This is a genomic window from Paenibacillus mobilis, assembly GCF_058267595.1.
Genome location: NZ_JBZCMS010000003.1, coordinates 529,448 through 545,727, shown reverse-complemented (window position 1 = coordinate 545,727; position 16,280 = coordinate 529,448). Strand labels below are relative to the sequence as shown.

Genomic DNA, 16,280 nt, shown 5'->3' with positions numbered 1-16,280 from the left:
CCACAGATATCAATGGGGACGTAAAAAGATGACTCCTGTACAGTACAGGAATCATCTTTTATCTGCGGCTTAAAACCACAAGTCCCTTTTTTTACAAGTGTCCTTGACAAAGGGTACAGTTCAAAATGCTTCCAGGCGTCTTTTTGCTTTTTTTATAATTAATGACCTTAAGTCTTCATCTTCATGGACTTGCTGATCAAGCCTGGCCTTAGCCTGCGGAAATCGCAGACTCATGGTATAATTTAGCTTGTACAACTGAACTTGGGTGGGGAGTATCGCCTCCGGATTGGAGGTGATGCTTATGCAATTTTCGTTCTCGGAAGTGATTATGCTCGGAATGTTTGTCCTTGCGCTGCTCGCGTACCTGAATAGACGAAAATAACCCGCCCAGGTTAGCGCCAGGGGAACGGGTTATTTTCAAGACAAATTTCCTGGAGGTTTCCATCCAAGTGTTGTACCGGGGAGGCTGTGGCGCAGCCCCCTTGTTTCTATTGTTATCTTAGCATACCACGTAATATACCTCAATATTACGTGGTATGAAGTCATGCTACGTGTTATTGTTCTGATAATATTAAAAAGGAACGGTGATACCATCAAAACGATTAAAAATTGGATTATGGTGGGTTTAGTGTTTTGCGGAATCTTTCAACTGCTATTTTATGTATTAAGGCAATGGATATTCGCGCACCTAGCCTTTCCATCCCCCTACGACAATATGATTCAGATGATCAGCCTGATAGGTATTTTTTTATTGTCGGTCCTTTTTGCTGTGCTTCTGGTTATAGGAAACTCTAAACATTAAAAACGCGGCCCTCCGAAATCCCGGAAAGCCGCGTCCTGACTGCCTTTTATGGAATGCTGGTGAAGGGACTCGAACCCCCGACCTACGCGTTACGAGTGCGTTGCTCTACCAACTGAGCTACACCAGCATAATTTAGAACAGCCGTATTAATTATTATATAGTTCCGATAACCAATTTTCAACGGACATACAAACCGGGACGCCCTCAAGTTGCAGGATCTAATTTAATTTATCCCCGGTTTTCCTGCTTATTCTCCCGCTAGCGCCCCGTTTCTCTTCCTTGCTCGCTTGCTCGCATTTCTGCTTTTAAAGCTTTTCCCGGACAGAACGCAGCTTCTGCTCGGAGGAGGATTCCTTGTCGCGCCGGTCGTCGATTTTGATCGAGGTCGACACCCGCTGTACCCCCTGCGCAAAAGGCGATTCATGCAAAGCCTGAATGGCTGCGAACACCCGGTCCAGCGGTCCTTCGATAATCGTGCTCATGGACGTGAGCGTAAACCGGATCCCCTCCTGACTTTCCAGCACCCGCTGCATGTCCGCCACGTAAGCGCTCAAGCTAGTCGAACCTGTCCCCACCGGAAGCACCGTTACCTCTGCGATTGCCATGCCTGCCCACTCCTTCGTTCGTTATTTGTCGCCTATATTGTAACAGCCTGCACCGAAATTACCAAAATCGCCATAATCAAATTTGAAAAAAATTCACATCTGCCCGCGGGCCAGTCAGGACAGGACGTCCAGGCTTACGGCCCCTTTGATGTGACTTTTTTATCATTGCCGAACACTAGATGTTGTTGTATGATCATTTGGAATCAACGATATGTAGTGTGAATGAAACAAAACCTTAGCCTAACCATCCCTTTTTTAAGAGTGCCGCAATCCGGCGTCATCCTACATAGACCGGCCACAGCCGGTCCTTTAAACCCTATATGCCAACTTGTATTTCAAACGACATATAAGACCATTTTTCGGAAGGGAGTTCAAAGCAAATATGGCACTACTTCAACCTACTTACGAAGCCAATGAACATCTGCTGCGTGAAATGATCGCGGTGGGAGAGGACATCATCGACAGCAAGGATCTGGATCTGATCCGGGAGAATGCAAATTTGAACGGGGAGAGTTTTTCGGGGAAAATGAGTAAACTCGGCAGTGAATACGCCAAATGGTATGCCAAACATTTTATCATGCCCAAACCTGTCGTCCGGGCGATTGAGGACAACTACGTTTATGTCCATGATCTGGACCAATACGCGATCGGCACGACGAACTGCATTTTCATTCCGTTCGACAAGCTGCTGGGCGGCGGCTTCAACACCGGGAACGGCAGCGTCAGACCGCCGAATTCGATTATGACGGCGATGGCGCTGGTCGCGATTATTTTCCAATCCCAGCAAAATGCCCAATACGGCGGCGTCTCCGCCAGCAAAATCGACCACGACCTTGCGCCTTACGTGGCCAAGTCGTTCAGCAAATATTTCCGTAAAGGACTGTCCTATTTCGAAGAGGAAGACGGCGCAGAGCCGGACGAAATCAGCATGTCCAGCTTTACGCTGCAGCTCCGTTACCCGAAATCCTTCCGTTATGCCCTGAAAGAAACCGAAATCGAAACGCTGCAGGGCGCGGAAAGCCTGATCCACAACCTGAACACCATGTCCAGCCGCGCAGGCGGTCAAATTCCGTTTACGAGCATCAACTACGGAACCTGTACGTCGGCGGAAGGGCAAATGGTGACCGACGCTCTGCTGAACGCCACCATGCGGGGGCTGGGCAGCGGGGAAACGCCGATTTTTCCGATTCAGATCTTCAAGTGCAAGCAGGGCGTCAACCAGTCGCCTAAAGACCCGAACTACGCCCTGTTCCTGAAAGCGGCCGAATGCTCGGCCAAACGGCTGTATCCGAACTTCGCCAACCTGGATGCTCCGCTGAACCTTCAATATTACGATCCATCCGATCCGGACACCGAATTTGCGACGATGGGCTGCCGCACCCGGGTGCTCAGCGACCGCTTCGGCCGCAACAAGCTGTCCGGCAAAGGTAATCTGTCCTTTAACACCCTGAACCTGGTCAAGCTGGGGATTGAATACGGAACGGCGCTCGGCAAACGGAAAAAAGCAGACGAGACCGGCTTCTACCGCGCCCTCGAGCATTACCTGGACATCGCGCTGGACGGCCTGCTGCACCGCTTCGATATCCAGTGCCGGCAGAAGGCGAAAGCCTCCGACTTTATGATGCGGGAAGGCGTCTGGGAGGGAGGAGAACAGCTTGCCCCGGATGAACCGGTAGGTGAGCTGCTGAAGCACGGCAGCCTGTCGCTTGGATTCATCGGCGTCGCCGAATGCATGAAGGCCTTATACGGCAAACATCACGGCGAAGACGAGCAGGTGTTTGAGAAGGCCTTACGGTTGATCGCTTATATGCGGGCCTATTGCGACCGGAAAAGCGATGAGCTTGATTTGAACATCACGCTTTTTGCTACCCCTGCTGAAGGTTTGTCCGGCAAATTCACGAAACGCGACCGTCATTATTACGGTTCGCTGCCGGGCATCACCGACCGTGAATATTACACGAACTCGTTCCATATTCCCGTGTATTACGAAATTCAGGCCGCGCGGAAAATCCAGCTTGAAGCGCGTTTCCATGACCTGTGCAATGCCGGAGCCATCTCCTACATCGAGCTGAACGGCAACGCCCGCAGCAATCCGGCGGCTTTCCTGGGCATCGTGCAGTATGCGCTGTCCCAGCAGGTCAGCTACTTCAGCATCAATCACCCGATCGACCGCTGCTCGGCCTGCGGTTATGAAGGCATTATCGGCTCCGTTTGCCCGTCCTGCGCCAGCCATGAGGAAGACGTGCACATCCGCCGCCTGCGCCGGGTGACCGGCTATTTAACCGGGGATTTCCAGACCCGGTTTAACAGCGCCAAGCAGGCCGAGGTGCGGGACCGGGTCAAACATACGCCATGAATTTGTGCGGCTATTACCCGGAATCCATTAATGAAGGCGAAGGCCTGCGGGCATCGATTTTTATCAGCGGCTGCCGGCACCGGTGCAAGGGCTGCTTCAGTCCGGCTACGTGGAATTTCAATTACGGGGAGCCGTTTACCCTGGACAGGCAGGACGAAATCATCCGCGACATCGCCGGAAATCCGCTGCTCAGCGGCGTCAGCCTGCTCGGGGGCGATCCCTTTTTCTCCGCTGCCGAAGTCGGCAGCTTTCTTGACCGGCTGTACGAGCAGGCTGGGCCGGTCAACATTTGGATCTATTCCGGCTATACCTACGAGGAGTTGACGGCGGACCCTTCGGCTGCCGAAAACGCCCTGCTCCGCCGCTGCCATGTGCTGGTGGACGGCCGTTTCGAAGAAGCGCTGCGGGATACCTCCCTCCGCTACTGCGGCAGCTCCAATCAAAGGCTAATCAACATCCCGGCCAGTCTGGCTTCCGGCCAGGTGGAGCTTTGGGAGCCAACCATCCGGTTTTGAAGGGCTGCATAGAACTCATAGGGCTTCACAAAAAAAAAACAGCGGCACCGATTCTCTAATTCGGCCCGCTGTTTTTATTATTTTTTAAATCCGTCTTCAAGCATTCCCCATACCTGCTCAAACTGGTCGTCGATCTCCGCCTCTATCCATTCGTAAGCATGTGCCGGGTGGTGGAAACGGGCAGTGGCCTGAAATAAGGCCAGGGCCATTTTAGCCGGGTCCCCCGGCCGAATCTGACCTTTGTCCATGCCGGTTTTAATTAAGGACGTTAAATGTCCGCAAAGCACGGAAATGTGCTCGGAGACCAGGGCGGCCGAAGCTTCCGTTACCTCTGCGTACATTTTGAACATTTCGGCATCGTGTTGGGAAAAATCCCGTTTCAGCTTTATCAGTCCCTTAATATAGGCTTTAAGCCGGTCGGGAATATAGGCCTCAGATTCAGCTTCGGATTCGGCTCCCACTTCCATCCCCCCGCTGATTTCCTCTAACGGTTTGCTGATCATCTGCTCCAGCCAGCGTTCGGTGACCGCCTCCTTCAAAGCGGCTTTGGTATCATAATGCCGGTACAACGTACCATGGCTTACCCCCAGCAGCTTGGCCACATCCGTGACCGAGGTTTTGTCCGGTCCAAATCTGCGTAATGCCGTCTCGGCGGCATCCAAAATTTCCGTTTTAGTCAGGACAGCTGATTTTTTGCTCATAACTTCCAGGAACACCTCCTGCATCACTCTGTTCCTTTTATCGTAACATACCCTCTGTCAAATGACGATTTATAATTTTTGTTATTATTTAAAAAGAAAAGCAAGCCTCCCTGAACTGTACACCATGGAGACCTGCTATAGATATTGGCGAGGTCACCAAGATGCTTGTTCCGGACCTCGCCTTTTATTTGCCGTCGAACAAATCGCCAAGCCCGCCGAGCAGGCTGCCTTCCTCACGCCGGCCTCCGCCGATTCGCGAAGCGGCCATAATCCGGTCCGCCATCCGGTTAAACGGCAGCGATTGTACCCAAACCTTGCCCGGCCCGCGCAGCGTGGCGAAAAATAAACCTTCGCCGCCAAACAGGGCGGACTTCACTCCTTTTACAAATTCGATGTCATATTCGACGCCAGACGTGAAAGCCACCAGACAGCCGGTATCGAGGCGCAGCACCTCGCCCGGAGCAAGCTCTTTCTCCAGTACGTAACCGCCCGAGTGGACAAACGCCAGGCCGTCTCCCTCAAGCTTTTGCATAATAAACCCCTCGCCGCCAAAAAAGCCGGTTCCCAGCTTGCGCTGAAACTCGATGCCGATCGAAACGCCTTTGGCTGCGCACAGGAAGGAGTCCTTCTGGCAGACGATTTTGCCGCCGTAGCTTTGCAGATCAAGCGGGATAATTTTGCCGGGATAAGGTGCCGCAAACGTCACCGCCTGGCGCCCGCCATATCCGGTATGCGTAAAGATGGTCATAAAAAGGCTTTCTCCGGTCAGCAGCCGCCGTCCCGCGCCCATCAGCTTTCCGAACATGCCGCTGCCCTGTCCGCCGCTGCCGTCGCCGAATACGGTTTCCATCCGGATATCCGGATCCATCATCATAAAGCTGCCTGCTTCAGCTACTACGCTTTCTCCGGGGTCAAGCTGGATTTCCACGCACTGCATTTCTTCGCCAAGAATTACGTAATCGATTTCGTGGGCACTCATTTTTACCTTCTCCTTCCGGTCTTAAGCCGCAGAAAAACAAAACATCTTTGTTTCTAAGCCTGATGTTTATTTAAAAATTCCAGCATACGGCGGTATACCAAAATTTCGTTGCTCCGTTTGGAGAACCCGTGTCCTTCGTCCTCAAGCACCACGTACTCCACCTCGGTCCCCTGTTCCTTCAGCGCGGCTACGATCTGATCGGATTCGGCTTTGACGACACGCGGATCGTTGGCGCCCTGAATAACCAGCATCGGCTTTACCATCTGCTTCAAATAAGTGATCGGAGAATCCTTGGTCAAACGCTCCTTGTCGCGCACCGGATCGCCCAGCCAGCGCTCCATGATCGGCTTCCAGTCCTCCGGCACGGAATCGATGAACGTAAACAGGTTGCTCGGGCCAAAAATATCCACCGCCGCCCGGAAATACTCCGGATGGCGGCCCGCCAGCAGCAGCGTCATGTAGCCGCCGTAGCTGCCCCCGACCACAAAAAGTTTCTCCCGGCTGGAAATGCCCTGGTCAAACAGCCACTCCATGCCGGCGACGCAGTCCAGCCGCGGCCCTTCGCCCCAGTCTCCTTCAACCCTTTTTACAAATTCGGAGCCGTAGCCGGTGCTTCCCCGGAAGTTAGGCGCAAAGATGTTGTAGCCGTAAGCCAAGATAAACTGGAACATCGCCCGGAAAAACTTGCCCTCCGCCGCCTGCGGACCGCCATGAGGCCAGAAAACGGTGTATCCGTTGGCCACCTCCGGTTTGGCCTTGAACAGCAGGGCTTCGATTTCTAGCCCGTCATAAGAAGGGTAGCGGACCACGTCCGGATATACCAGATCCTCCTGCGCGAGGCCGGTCACGCGGTTTTGCGTAAGCGCCGTCCATGTTCCATCCGCGTCCGCATAACGATAAATGTTAAACGGCTGCACCGCGCCGCGTCCCAAAATATAAACCGTGCCGGATTTGGCAACGACGGCTTTTTCTACGACATCCACCGGCAGCCTGACCGGCACTGCTTCTCCGCCCTCCAGAGGTTTCACGTACATCCGGTTTTCGGTGCCTTTTTCCGTCCAAATATAAAGCAGGCCCGAATCCTTATGCCATTTGATGTCCGTTACCGTCTCGCCGCCGATCTGGCATACGCTCGTGTATTCCCGGCTCGCCAGGCTGTATTGCATCACATAGGCATATTCGCTTTCAAAATCGGTTATGTAAAGCAGCGTATCGTTGTCCGTAAACACAAAGCCATGGCTGAGTTGAACCGCTCCGGGGTCCGGCGACAGATCGATTTCTTCCCCATCTGTTAGCACAAACGCCAGCTGATGCGTGTTGGCGTAGGCTTTTACGAGTACAAGCCGGTTTTCCTCAGGGCTTACCGCCTCCAGGGAGGTTGTGGTCTCTTTGCCTGCGTAAAGCAGCTTGTCTTCCCCGGTCTTCAGGTTGAGCAGCCTGGAATTCAAGAAGCTCGGATTCTCGCGGGAGGTCGCATAATAGAGACGTTCTCCGTCTTCGGATAAATGCACGATATAAAACTTGTCCCCGGGTTCGCCTTCGATCAGCTTCTTCGGGCTGCCGCCCTCCGGAGGAAGAGCGTATACGTGATAATTTTCGTCTCCGTCCCGGTCAAAGCCGGCCAGCACAAACCGTCCCTTCGGATCAGTTTTGATCGTATTGACATTCTGATTGTTGTAAGTCAGCGGAAAAGGGTACGTGTCCGGCAGATTCATCCCCCATAAATTGGGCTGCCCGTTCAGGTTGCTGCTGAAAATCAGCCTTTTCTCGTCAGCGGTTACCGTGAAATCGCGAATCGCATAGGTTTGAAAAAACTGCTCCACATCCGGTTTTGGAAATTGGATCATCCCTGCGCCTCCCTAACATAAATGGATTGGTTATGCTGGAAAAATTTAAGAAGTCCTGTTCCTTATCATAAGCGATCAGACCGGGAAAGTCGAAGGGAGAATGCCTTTCGGCCGGCGCGGGCTGTGCCGGAAACCGTTAGACCTCGAAGCCGGAAGGCCTTCCCGTTAATCACCCCTTCCTTGGCGGCTGCATACCCTATCCCATAGTAAAAACGCCCAGAAAGGAGCCCACCCTTTTCCCATGAATCCAAAATATCCTTATTACGGAACCGAAACCGTCTGCGAAGAGCAGATTATATCCTTTCCTCCCCAGCATCAGGACCGGCAGCCGGGCATTGAAAGCGAAATGGTGCCTTTGCCGATCTGGGATAATCCTGCCTACAAAGGCAGCGGCAAGCTGGAGGGTAAAATCGCGTTGGTCACAGGCGGAGACAGCGGCATCGGACGCGCCACCTCCGTTGCTTTTGCCAAGGAAGGCGCAGACGTCGCCATCGCTTACCTGTACGAAAGATCCGATGCCATGGTAACGAAACAGGCTATTGAGCGGCTCGGACGCCGCTGCCTGCTGCTTGAAACCGATTTGCGCGTCAAAGCCAACTGCGAGGAGGTCGTCCGCAGAACGCTGGCTACCTTCGGCAAACTTGATGTCCTCGTCAACAATCACGGGGTTCAATTTCCTCAAGACAGCATCGCCGATATTACCGATGAGCAGCTGTACCGGACTTACCAGACCAATATCCTGTCCTACTTCCATCTGGTGCAGGCCGCGCTGCCGGCTCTAAAGCCGGGTTCCTCCATCATCAATACCACTTCCGTTACGGCTTACAGGGGAGCTAAAGTCCTGGTCGACTATTCCTCGACCAAAGGGGCCGTTGTCAGCTTTACGCGTTCCCTCGCTCTCCAGCTCGTCGATAAGGGGATTCGCGTAAACGCGGTAGCCCCGGGTCCGATCTGGACGCCACTTATCGTATCCAGCTACGACGCCAATACCGTCAAAACCTTTGGCCTGGATTCCGCCATGAAACGGGCCGGCCAGCCGTATGAACTGGCTCCCGCTTACGTCTTCCTGGCCAGCGAGCTGTGCTCCTCCTTCGTAACGGGCGAAGTGATGCACGTCAACGGCGGACAGATGGTAACGACTTAAGGAACATCCGATCGGCAACAAAAAGGGAAAAGCAGCGGCACGCTTCGACAAGCGGCCGTCCTTTTCCCCGCAAACCAAAAAGGTGCGGCCCGCGGAATACTCCGTCAGGACCGCACCTTTTGTTTTTCCTGTATCCTGCTTTAAGCTTTCACGAAACGCAATACCTCAGCCAGAACTTGCTCCACGGTATAAACCTCGCTGCGGTCCTCCGCACGGTTCTTAAACTCGACCAGGCCTTCGCCCGCCTGCTTGCCGACGGTAACGCGGATCGGCATCCCCATCAGATCGGCATCTTTAAACTTCACGCCTGCGCGTTCATCGCGGTCGTCGTACAGCACTTCAATGCCCGCTGCCTGAAGCTGTTCATATAGCTGCTCGGCGAGCCCCCGCTGCGCTTCGTCTTTCGCGGCGATTTGAATCAGGTGAACATGGAACGGGGCAATGCTGACCGGCCAAACCATGCTGCCGCCGTCCGAGCGCTGCTCGGTGATGGCCGACAGGATCCGGGAAATGCCGATGCCGTAGCAGCCCATAATCATCGTCTGCGATTTGCCTTCCTGATCCAGGAACGTTGCGCCCAGAGCCTGACTGTATTTAGTACCCAGCTTGAAGACGTGGCCCACTTCGATGCCGCGGTGGAATTGAAGCAGCTGTCCGCAGCGAGGGCAAACGTCGCCTTCGGTCGCGTTGCGAACGTCGGCCACCTTCGTGATTTGCAGATCACGGCCAGGGATAACCTTTTTCAGGTGGTAGTCCTTCTCGTTGGCACCGACGATCCAGCTGGCCACATTCATGACTTCGCGGTCGGCAACCACCGTTACGTCCAGGCCAACAGGGCTTGCAAAACCGGCCACAAAACCGGCCGCAGCCACTTCTTCGCTTTCAGCCAGGCGGATGTCTTCGAAACCAAGCACGTCCTGAAGCTTCAGCTCGTTCACTTCATGATCGCCGCGGATTAATACCGCTACGATTTTTCCGTCCGCTACGTAAATCATCGTTTTGACAAGCTGATCGGCAGGCACGCCCAAAGTCTCGGACAGCTGGGCAATGGAAGCGGAACCCGGCGTATGGATTTTTTCGTAAGCAGGAGCCCCCTCATCGTTGCGGGCTTTCTCCGTAAAGCCGATTTCGGCTTTCTCCAGATTCGCCGCGTAATCGCAGGCCGTGCAGCTTACGATGGTATCTTCGCCGATTTCGGCAAGCGCCATAAATTCGTGATTTTCGCCTTCGCCGCCGATGGAGCCGGCATTGGCTTCCACCGCGCGGAAATCCAGGCCCACACGGGTGAAAATCCGGCTGTAAGCGTTGTACATATCCTTGTAAACCTTGTCCAGCCCTTCCCAGTTCACGTCAAAGGAATAAGCATCCTTCATCATAAACTCGCGGCCGCGCAGCAGCCCGAAACGAGGGCGGCGTTCGTCGCGGTATTTCGTCTGAATCTGGTACAAATTCATAGGCAGCTTGCGGTAAGAATTGACGTCATTGCGGACAAGCGTCGTGATGACTTCCTCGTGGGTGGGACCGAGGGCGAATTCGCGGTCATTGCGGTCTTTCAGACGGATCAGCTCAGGTCCGTAAACCTGGTAACGGCCCGACTCCTCCCACAGCTCGGCAGGCTGCATCGCAGGCATCAGCAGCTCCTGCGCACCCGTGCGGTCCATTTCCTCGCGGACGATGTTGGACACCTTTCTGAGCACTCTCCAGCCAAGCGGCAAATACGAATACACACCGGCAGCCAGCTGGCGGATGTAACCACCGCGCAGCAGCAGCTTATGGCTGTTTGCTTCGGCATCCCCTGGTGCTTCCCTTAATGTTGGAACCAATAATTTGTCTTGTCTCATTTCAAAATTCCTCCTTGGAAAAATAAAAAAGAACGCATCTCCCTAGGGACGAATGCGTTCGTGGTACCACCCTAATTCCTATGTCCGGCCAGCCAAACCGTATGGCAACGGCAGACCAGAGCATAATCTCAAAATCCGGTAACGGGGATGAACCGGCATCCGACCGCACGCAGCAGCCGGTGCAGCTCGCAAGTAGGGAGAATCAATCGCGTCGTAAAGCCTCTCAGCATAAAAACGGCTTATTCTCTGAACGACCGGGTTTAACTCTCATGGCTTGGTCCAAGCTGGTTGGATGTTTCCTCAATATAGCCTAATTTACCGCTAACCGGCGTTTCCGTCAATGGGAAAGTTGCAGCACAGGCTGTATCTCCAACATGGACAGATTAAGCAAAAATTATTCCTGCCGCAGACAAGCGGCTGCTTTACAGCGCGTCGATGAGGTCGCCGGCCAGCAGCGAAGCTGCGCCGCCGCGCGCGGCGGCCGCCTTGTCTCCGGCGGCTCCGTGCAGGTAGACGCCGAGGCAGGCAGCCGAGGCGGCGTCATGGCCCTGGGCGAGCAGGCTGGCGATGAGGCCTGTGAGCACATCGCCCGTGCCGCCGGTCGCCAGGCCGGGATTGCCGGTCGCGTTAACGAAGACGCGGCCGTCCGCCGCCGCGACGACGGTGCGGGCGCCCTTGAGCACGAGGGTGACCCCGTGCTCGGCCGCGAAGCGGCGGGCCAGGCCGAGGCGGTCCCGCTGGACCTCGGCCGTGGGAATGCTGGCGAGACGGGACATCTCGCCGGGATGCGGCGTCAGGATCGTCGGCGCATCCCGGCGCGGCCAGGCCTTCAGGCCGTCCGCCGCCGCAAGGATGTTGAGCGCGTCCGCGTCGAGGACAAGCGGCTTGCCCGCGCCTTCCCATAAGGCGCGAAGCCAGTCCGTGTCGCCGTCAAACCGGCCCAGGCCCGGTCCGGCGGCGAGCACGCCTCGCGTATCCAGCAGGCGCAGCACATCGGCTGCGGCGCCTGCGCTCCAGTGCCGGTCGCCGTCCCCGCCGGCCGGCGCCAGCATCAGCTCGGGCACGGCCCCGAGCACATGCGGCAGCGCGCCTCCGGGCAGCGCCCACGTGGCGAGGCCGCAGCCGCCTCGCAGGGCGGCTCGCCCGGCGAGCAGGCACGCGCCGGTCATGGCCAGGCTGCCTCCGGCCAGCAGCACGTGGCCGTAGGTGCCTTTGTGCGCATCCGGCTGCCTTTGCCTTTGGCCCGCCGGGTCCGCACCCAGCCTGCTGCGCAGCACGTTTTCCGTCAGCAGGAAAACGTCATAACCCGCCTGCTCGGCCAAAACGTCCGGGATGCCGATATCCCGGACCACAATCTCGCCGGCGTATCCCGCAGCCGGATACTGCGTTAATCCGGCTTTCAGAAACCCCAGCGCGACCGTCACGTCCGCCCGGATGCACGCGCCGGGCACCCCGCCGGTATCGCTGTCGATCCCGCTCGGAATGTCCGCCGCGACGACGGGCAGGCCGCTTCCGGCCGCTTCCGCGATCAGCGCCGCGTAGTGGCCGCGCGGCGCCCCGCTGCTCCCGGTGCCGAGCAGCGCGTCAACGAGGCCGGTATAGGCTCCGAAATCGATCCGCCCCGGCTCGTAAACCTCGAAAGGCAGGTTCAGCCTTTCGGCAATACCCCGCTGCACCGCCGCCTCGCCCGAAAAGTGTTCCGGATCGTCGGCGTACAGCAGGTCCGCTTGGATGCCTGCCGCTATTAAATGCCGGGCGCACACGATGCCGTCTCCGCCATTATTGCCTTTCCCGACCAGGATAAGCCAGTGCTCTTCTTGGTCCCTCCCCTTCTTCTTGCGGTTTTCCGCCGCCGCAGTCGAGGCAAGGCGAACCGCAGAAGCGGAGTTAAAGGCCGAACCCGCGCCCATGTCCAAAGCGGCCCATTTGTCCCTTTCGATGATCCGGAAACCTCCAAATCCTCCTGCCGATTGCTGCCCGTTCCCATCCTCTTGAATCCCGTTTCTTTCCCGGCAGAAACGGATGACCTCCTCCGCTATGGCCCGGCCGGCATTTTCCATCAGCACCAAGGCCGGGATGCCAATGCCTTCGATCGTTTCCCGGTCAAGCGCCCGCATCTGCTCTTTGTTCACTATGCGCATGACGATTCCCCCAAGCTTCGTCTAAATTTTAAAGCTGCGATTGTTGGGCTTGTTCCATATATTCAGCTTCAGCCAGCCTTCTCTCGCTGAGCCCTGCCTCTTAATAAGCTACCGTAAACCGTTCCCGGATAAACTGGGCGTCCTCCACTTCATCCAGCAGCGCTACCGCATAATCCTCCGCCGAAATCCGGCTGTTGTCCAGCTCGTCCAGAATGACGCGGGTTGTCCCGATCCGGAACATGCCGGTCCGGTCTCCCGGCTGGATCACCGGCGGCGGGCTCAAGTAAGTCCAGTCGATGTCCGAGTCCTTGTAAATCTCAAACGCCTGGGCATGAGCCCTTGCCAAAGGTTTGACTTCCTCGGGAAATCCCGGCGTATCCATCAGCAGCACGCCCGGCTCGGCTTCCAGGCTGCCCGCTCCCCCAACGATAATAAGACGGTGGGCATGAGCCTTCTGCACCCCTTCGACCAGCGACCGGGCCGCTTCCAGCAGCTCGTCCTCCGCGCCAAAGCGGGGACCGTAGGCGCTGATCACAATATCATGACCTGCGGCGATCTCCGCTACGGACTGCGGTGTCAAAATATCCCCTCTCGCCACCTGCAGCCGCTCGTTTGGCGTTCCAGCCGCCAGCTTGGACGGATCCCGGACTACCATCGTGACTTCATGCTCCCGGCGTAACGCTTCTTTCAAAATCCGGCTTCCGATCGTGCCAGTGGCTCCAAAAATTACGATTTTCATATTTATACCCTCTTCCGCAGCCCGGCTGTTTCTTGTCCGGGTATGCTTTATTCGCTGTGCTTTATTCAATGTCCATACTGCGATTTGACTGATAGGAGAGTGCACCTTGCAGCTGGCTCTGATCCATGCTGCCCATTGCACATTCACTCTCCTCATTTACCCATAATTATGACCAATCTTCGGTCCTAAACACAAGTAACACCGGAAAAGACAAAGCCGCATCCTCTAAAAAAACAAAGCGGGGCCCCGGACTGGGACTCCCCGCTTTTCTGTTTGACTACCCAGGCTTAAGGTCAGTTGTCAGCTCCCTGCTGCCTCCCTCTCTTTTCCTTTGCTGCATACCGTTTCTCAGCCCGCTTTGCCAAGCGCGAAGCTGATGATCAAAATAACCAGCACCAGCGCGGTGATCGCAACGAAACGGTAGTCTTTTTCCTGAAGAAACGCAAATAACGAAACCAACACGCGCAGCACCGGCGTCAGGATCAGCAGGAGCAGCCCCGCTTCAATAACCGCAACCGGTTTCCAGTCGGCTACGCCGTTTATGATGCCCATAAAAGTGGTCGGGTAGGTCTCCTCCGGATACCCGCCTTCGCCGGTGATCAGCAGCCACAGCAGGCCGACAATAATCACGGCTGCCGCTGCATAAATGCCGATCCGCAGCATTTTGCTGACCGCCAGCTCTACGGCGGCAATCCGGCTGGCGGCCGGCGCCGATATCGGATTTTTTTTCGCTTTAGCCTCGTCCATCGTTAACCCCTCCAGCCTGTATAAAGCATCTGCGCCGCGACGTAAATCATCACCGGAATAAACAGCTTGCGGATCGTTTTGCTCTTCATGCGCTGCATCAGGCGGGAGCCGACCGTAGCGCCGATCAGAACGCCCAAGGCCACCGGGGCCGAAATCACCGGATTGATGTCGCCTCTGAACAAATAAATGACGGCGCTCGCCGCTGCCGTCACGCCCATCATAAAATTACTGGTGGCTGTAGATACTTTAAGCGGCATTTTCATAAAGACGTCAAGCGCCATAACCTTAAAACTGCCGCTGCCGATGCCCAGCAGGCCGGAAATGACGCCCGCCCCGTACATCACGCCGAAACCGTGCGGCACCCGGTCGACATTGTAAGCGACCGTTTGTCCAATGGCCTTGTCGTAATACTCTCCCTGCAGCCTCAGCTTCTCCGCAAGAGGGTGCTGCCGTACGTTTTGCGGTACTTCCTGGTTGGATTTTTTGATCATGGCGTAAGCGGAATAAAGCAGTAAAACCGCAAAAATGACGTAAAGAAACTTAGGAGCAATAATCGCCCCCAAAAAAGCTCCGGTAATGGCCCCCACCGTCGTGGCCACCTCCAGGAACATGCCTACCCGCAAGTTCGTAATTTTATCGCGGATATAAGCTACCGCCGAACCGCTAGAGGTAGCGATAACGGAAATAATGCTGGCTCCGATGGCATGGTTGATATCCACGCCGAACAGCAGCGTCAAGGCCGGCGTTACGACAATGCCGCCTCCAAGGCCCAGTATGGAGCCCACCACCCCCGCAAGGATGGCAATAAAAAAAATTTCAATCACTTCAGCCGTCAATCCAGCTCCTCCTCTGCTTCGATTCCCGCACCATCTGTCTGTCTATATTCCGCTAACATTATAACACGAAAGCAATTTAAAGAATTGGATTTCACAAGAATATAATATCTCCAAAAAATATTTCATTATGAAAATTTATGAGAGATATCTTCTTCATTTCGACATTAAAAAAGATCGGTATTCCGTTTTGACTTACGGAAAGTTCCGTCCTTCTTCCTGAAAGCGTATCCGACATGTTTTTAAGCAGCTAAATACAGCTAAATAAATTTCGAAGCCGCCCTTAAATATCGCCTTCCGGCTGTCTCAACGAACCGTCTTTATGCTCCAGAATGTAAAGTCCGCTGCTTGGCTGCCATTCGGCATAAGCAATTTCGTCCAGATCTCCGTAACCTTTCTCTTCAAGCTGCTTCATCAGCCATCGTTTGCTTTTACCGATGAGCTCCAGATTTTCTTCGACGATCCCTCCTTCTTCGATCAGATTGTAGGACAGTTCGCCCGGCTCGTCCGGCAGCTGAAGATCGCCGCGGGTGACCGATTCCGAAGCTGATTTCTTCATGACGCTTAAAGTGCCGTTGGCCTCAAAGATGGCGTAATCGACATCGCCGATATAAAAAACGTTCTGCTGCCGGAGCAGCATCCGCAATTGGTCAAAGTCCACGCTGTTGCGCCGCATTTCCTTCAAATCGACCTTGCCGTGCCGGATCAGAATTCCCGGTCTTCCATCCATCACCTTTCGCAACTTGCGGAAATGCTGAGTCACTTTTTCGAACAAAAAAGAAAGCAGAGCCCAAAGCAGCAGCGAATACAGGAGCTTCAGCACACTGGTCTTTTCATCATAAATAGTATTTCCCACCAGTTCGCTTAGCATGATGGAGGAGATGAAGTCGAACGGGGTGAGCTGGGAGATTTCTTTTTTGCCCAGCCACCTCGTCATCACCCACAGCCCCAGGAATCCGATCACAAGCTTTACCGTAATTTCGCCTACCATCATTGAATCCGCCTCCTTGCTTTCTTTGGCTCATAACTT

At 55.0% G+C, this 16,280-nt stretch carries 13 protein-coding genes and 1 tRNA gene; 3 read left to right on the top strand and 11 right to left on the bottom strand.

Annotated elements, in window-relative coordinates; translation table 11 throughout:
- Positions 1-856 precede the first annotated feature (856 nt).
- Positions 857-929 (bottom strand) — tRNA-Thr (locus AC3ZPD_RS08640).
- A 178-nt stretch (positions 930-1,107) separates the two neighbouring features.
- Positions 1,108-1,407, bottom strand: coding sequence for an MTH1187 family thiamine-binding protein (locus AC3ZPD_RS08635; protein ID WP_490983873.1), 300 nt, complete (start codon positions 1,405-1,407; stop codon positions 1,108-1,110).
- A 382-nt stretch (positions 1,408-1,789) separates the two neighbouring features.
- Between AC3ZPD_RS08635 and AC3ZPD_RS08630 the strand changes: the two genes are divergently transcribed.
- Together AC3ZPD_RS08630 and nrdG are read left to right on the top strand one after the other, a co-directional pair.
- Positions 1,790-3,763, top strand: coding sequence for an anaerobic ribonucleoside triphosphate reductase (locus tag AC3ZPD_RS08630; RefSeq protein ID WP_490983872.1), 1,974 nt, complete (start codon positions 1,790-1,792; stop codon positions 3,761-3,763).
- The gene (gene nrdG / locus AC3ZPD_RS08625) at positions 3,760-4,278 is read left to right on the top strand and encodes an anaerobic ribonucleoside-triphosphate reductase activating protein (RefSeq protein WP_490983871.1); all 519 of its coding nucleotides are present in this window, start codon (positions 3,760-3,762) and stop codon (positions 4,276-4,278) included. The genes AC3ZPD_RS08630 and nrdG overlap by 4 nt, the downstream gene beginning before the upstream one ends.
- A gap of 77 nt (positions 4,279-4,355) precedes the next feature.
- On the opposite strand, the gene AC3ZPD_RS08620 is transcribed toward nrdG, so the two are convergent.
- From AC3ZPD_RS08620 to AC3ZPD_RS08610, 3 genes are all read right to left on the bottom strand, one after another.
- Positions 4,356-4,979 (bottom strand): TetR/AcrR family transcriptional regulator, encoded by a 624-nt coding sequence (locus AC3ZPD_RS08620; RefSeq protein ID WP_490983870.1) that lies wholly within the window; start codon positions 4,977-4,979, stop codon positions 4,356-4,358.
- 184 nt (positions 4,980-5,163) lie between these two features.
- Positions 5,164-5,958: a TIGR00266 family protein gene (locus AC3ZPD_RS08615; RefSeq protein WP_490983869.1), complete on the bottom strand. Its 795-nt coding sequence runs from the start codon at positions 5,956-5,958 to the stop codon at positions 5,164-5,166.
- Positions 5,959-6,011: 53 nt separating this feature from the next.
- Positions 6,012-7,805 (bottom strand): S9 family peptidase, encoded by a 1,794-nt coding sequence (locus AC3ZPD_RS08610; protein ID WP_490983868.1) that lies wholly within the window; start codon positions 7,803-7,805, stop codon positions 6,012-6,014.
- A 241-nt stretch (positions 7,806-8,046) separates the two neighbouring features.
- On the opposite strand from AC3ZPD_RS08610, the gene AC3ZPD_RS08605 reads away from it, so the two are divergent.
- On the top strand, positions 8,047-8,949 hold the full coding sequence (locus tag AC3ZPD_RS08605; protein ID WP_490983867.1) for an SDR family oxidoreductase: 903 nt from the start codon (positions 8,047-8,049) through the stop codon (positions 8,947-8,949).
- A gap of 140 nt (positions 8,950-9,089) precedes the next feature.
- On the opposite strand, the gene AC3ZPD_RS08600 is transcribed toward AC3ZPD_RS08605, so the two are convergent.
- The 6 genes from AC3ZPD_RS08600 to AC3ZPD_RS08575 form a co-directional block, all read right to left on the bottom strand.
- Positions 9,090-10,790 carry a proline--tRNA ligase gene (locus AC3ZPD_RS08600; protein WP_490983866.1) on the bottom strand — a complete coding sequence of 567 codons (1,701 nt, stop codon included), beginning with the start codon at positions 10,788-10,790 and terminating at the stop codon, positions 9,090-9,092.
- Between the two features lie 422 nt (positions 10,791-11,212).
- Positions 11,213-12,931 carry an NAD(P)H-hydrate dehydratase gene (locus tag AC3ZPD_RS08595; protein WP_490983865.1) on the bottom strand — a complete coding sequence of 573 codons (1,719 nt, stop codon included), beginning with the start codon at positions 12,929-12,931 and terminating at the stop codon, positions 11,213-11,215.
- A gap of 100 nt (positions 12,932-13,031) precedes the next feature.
- Positions 13,032-13,670 carry an NAD(P)-dependent oxidoreductase gene (locus AC3ZPD_RS08590; protein WP_490983864.1) on the bottom strand — a complete coding sequence of 213 codons (639 nt, stop codon included), beginning with the start codon at positions 13,668-13,670 and terminating at the stop codon, positions 13,032-13,034.
- Positions 13,671-14,018: 348 nt separating this feature from the next.
- The gene (locus tag AC3ZPD_RS08585) at positions 14,019-14,333 is read right to left on the bottom strand and encodes a DUF1634 domain-containing protein (RefSeq protein ID WP_490983890.1); all 315 of its coding nucleotides are present in this window, start codon (positions 14,331-14,333) and stop codon (positions 14,019-14,021) included.
- A gap of 86 nt (positions 14,334-14,419) precedes the next feature.
- Positions 14,420-15,253 (bottom strand): sulfite exporter TauE/SafE family protein, encoded by an 834-nt coding sequence (locus tag AC3ZPD_RS08580; RefSeq protein WP_490983863.1) that lies wholly within the window; start codon positions 15,251-15,253, stop codon positions 14,420-14,422.
- A 280-nt stretch (positions 15,254-15,533) separates the two neighbouring features.
- Positions 15,534-16,244 (bottom strand): DUF421 domain-containing protein, encoded by a 711-nt coding sequence (locus AC3ZPD_RS08575; protein ID WP_490983862.1) that lies wholly within the window; start codon positions 16,242-16,244, stop codon positions 15,534-15,536.
- Between the last annotated feature and the right edge of the window lie 36 nt (positions 16,245-16,280).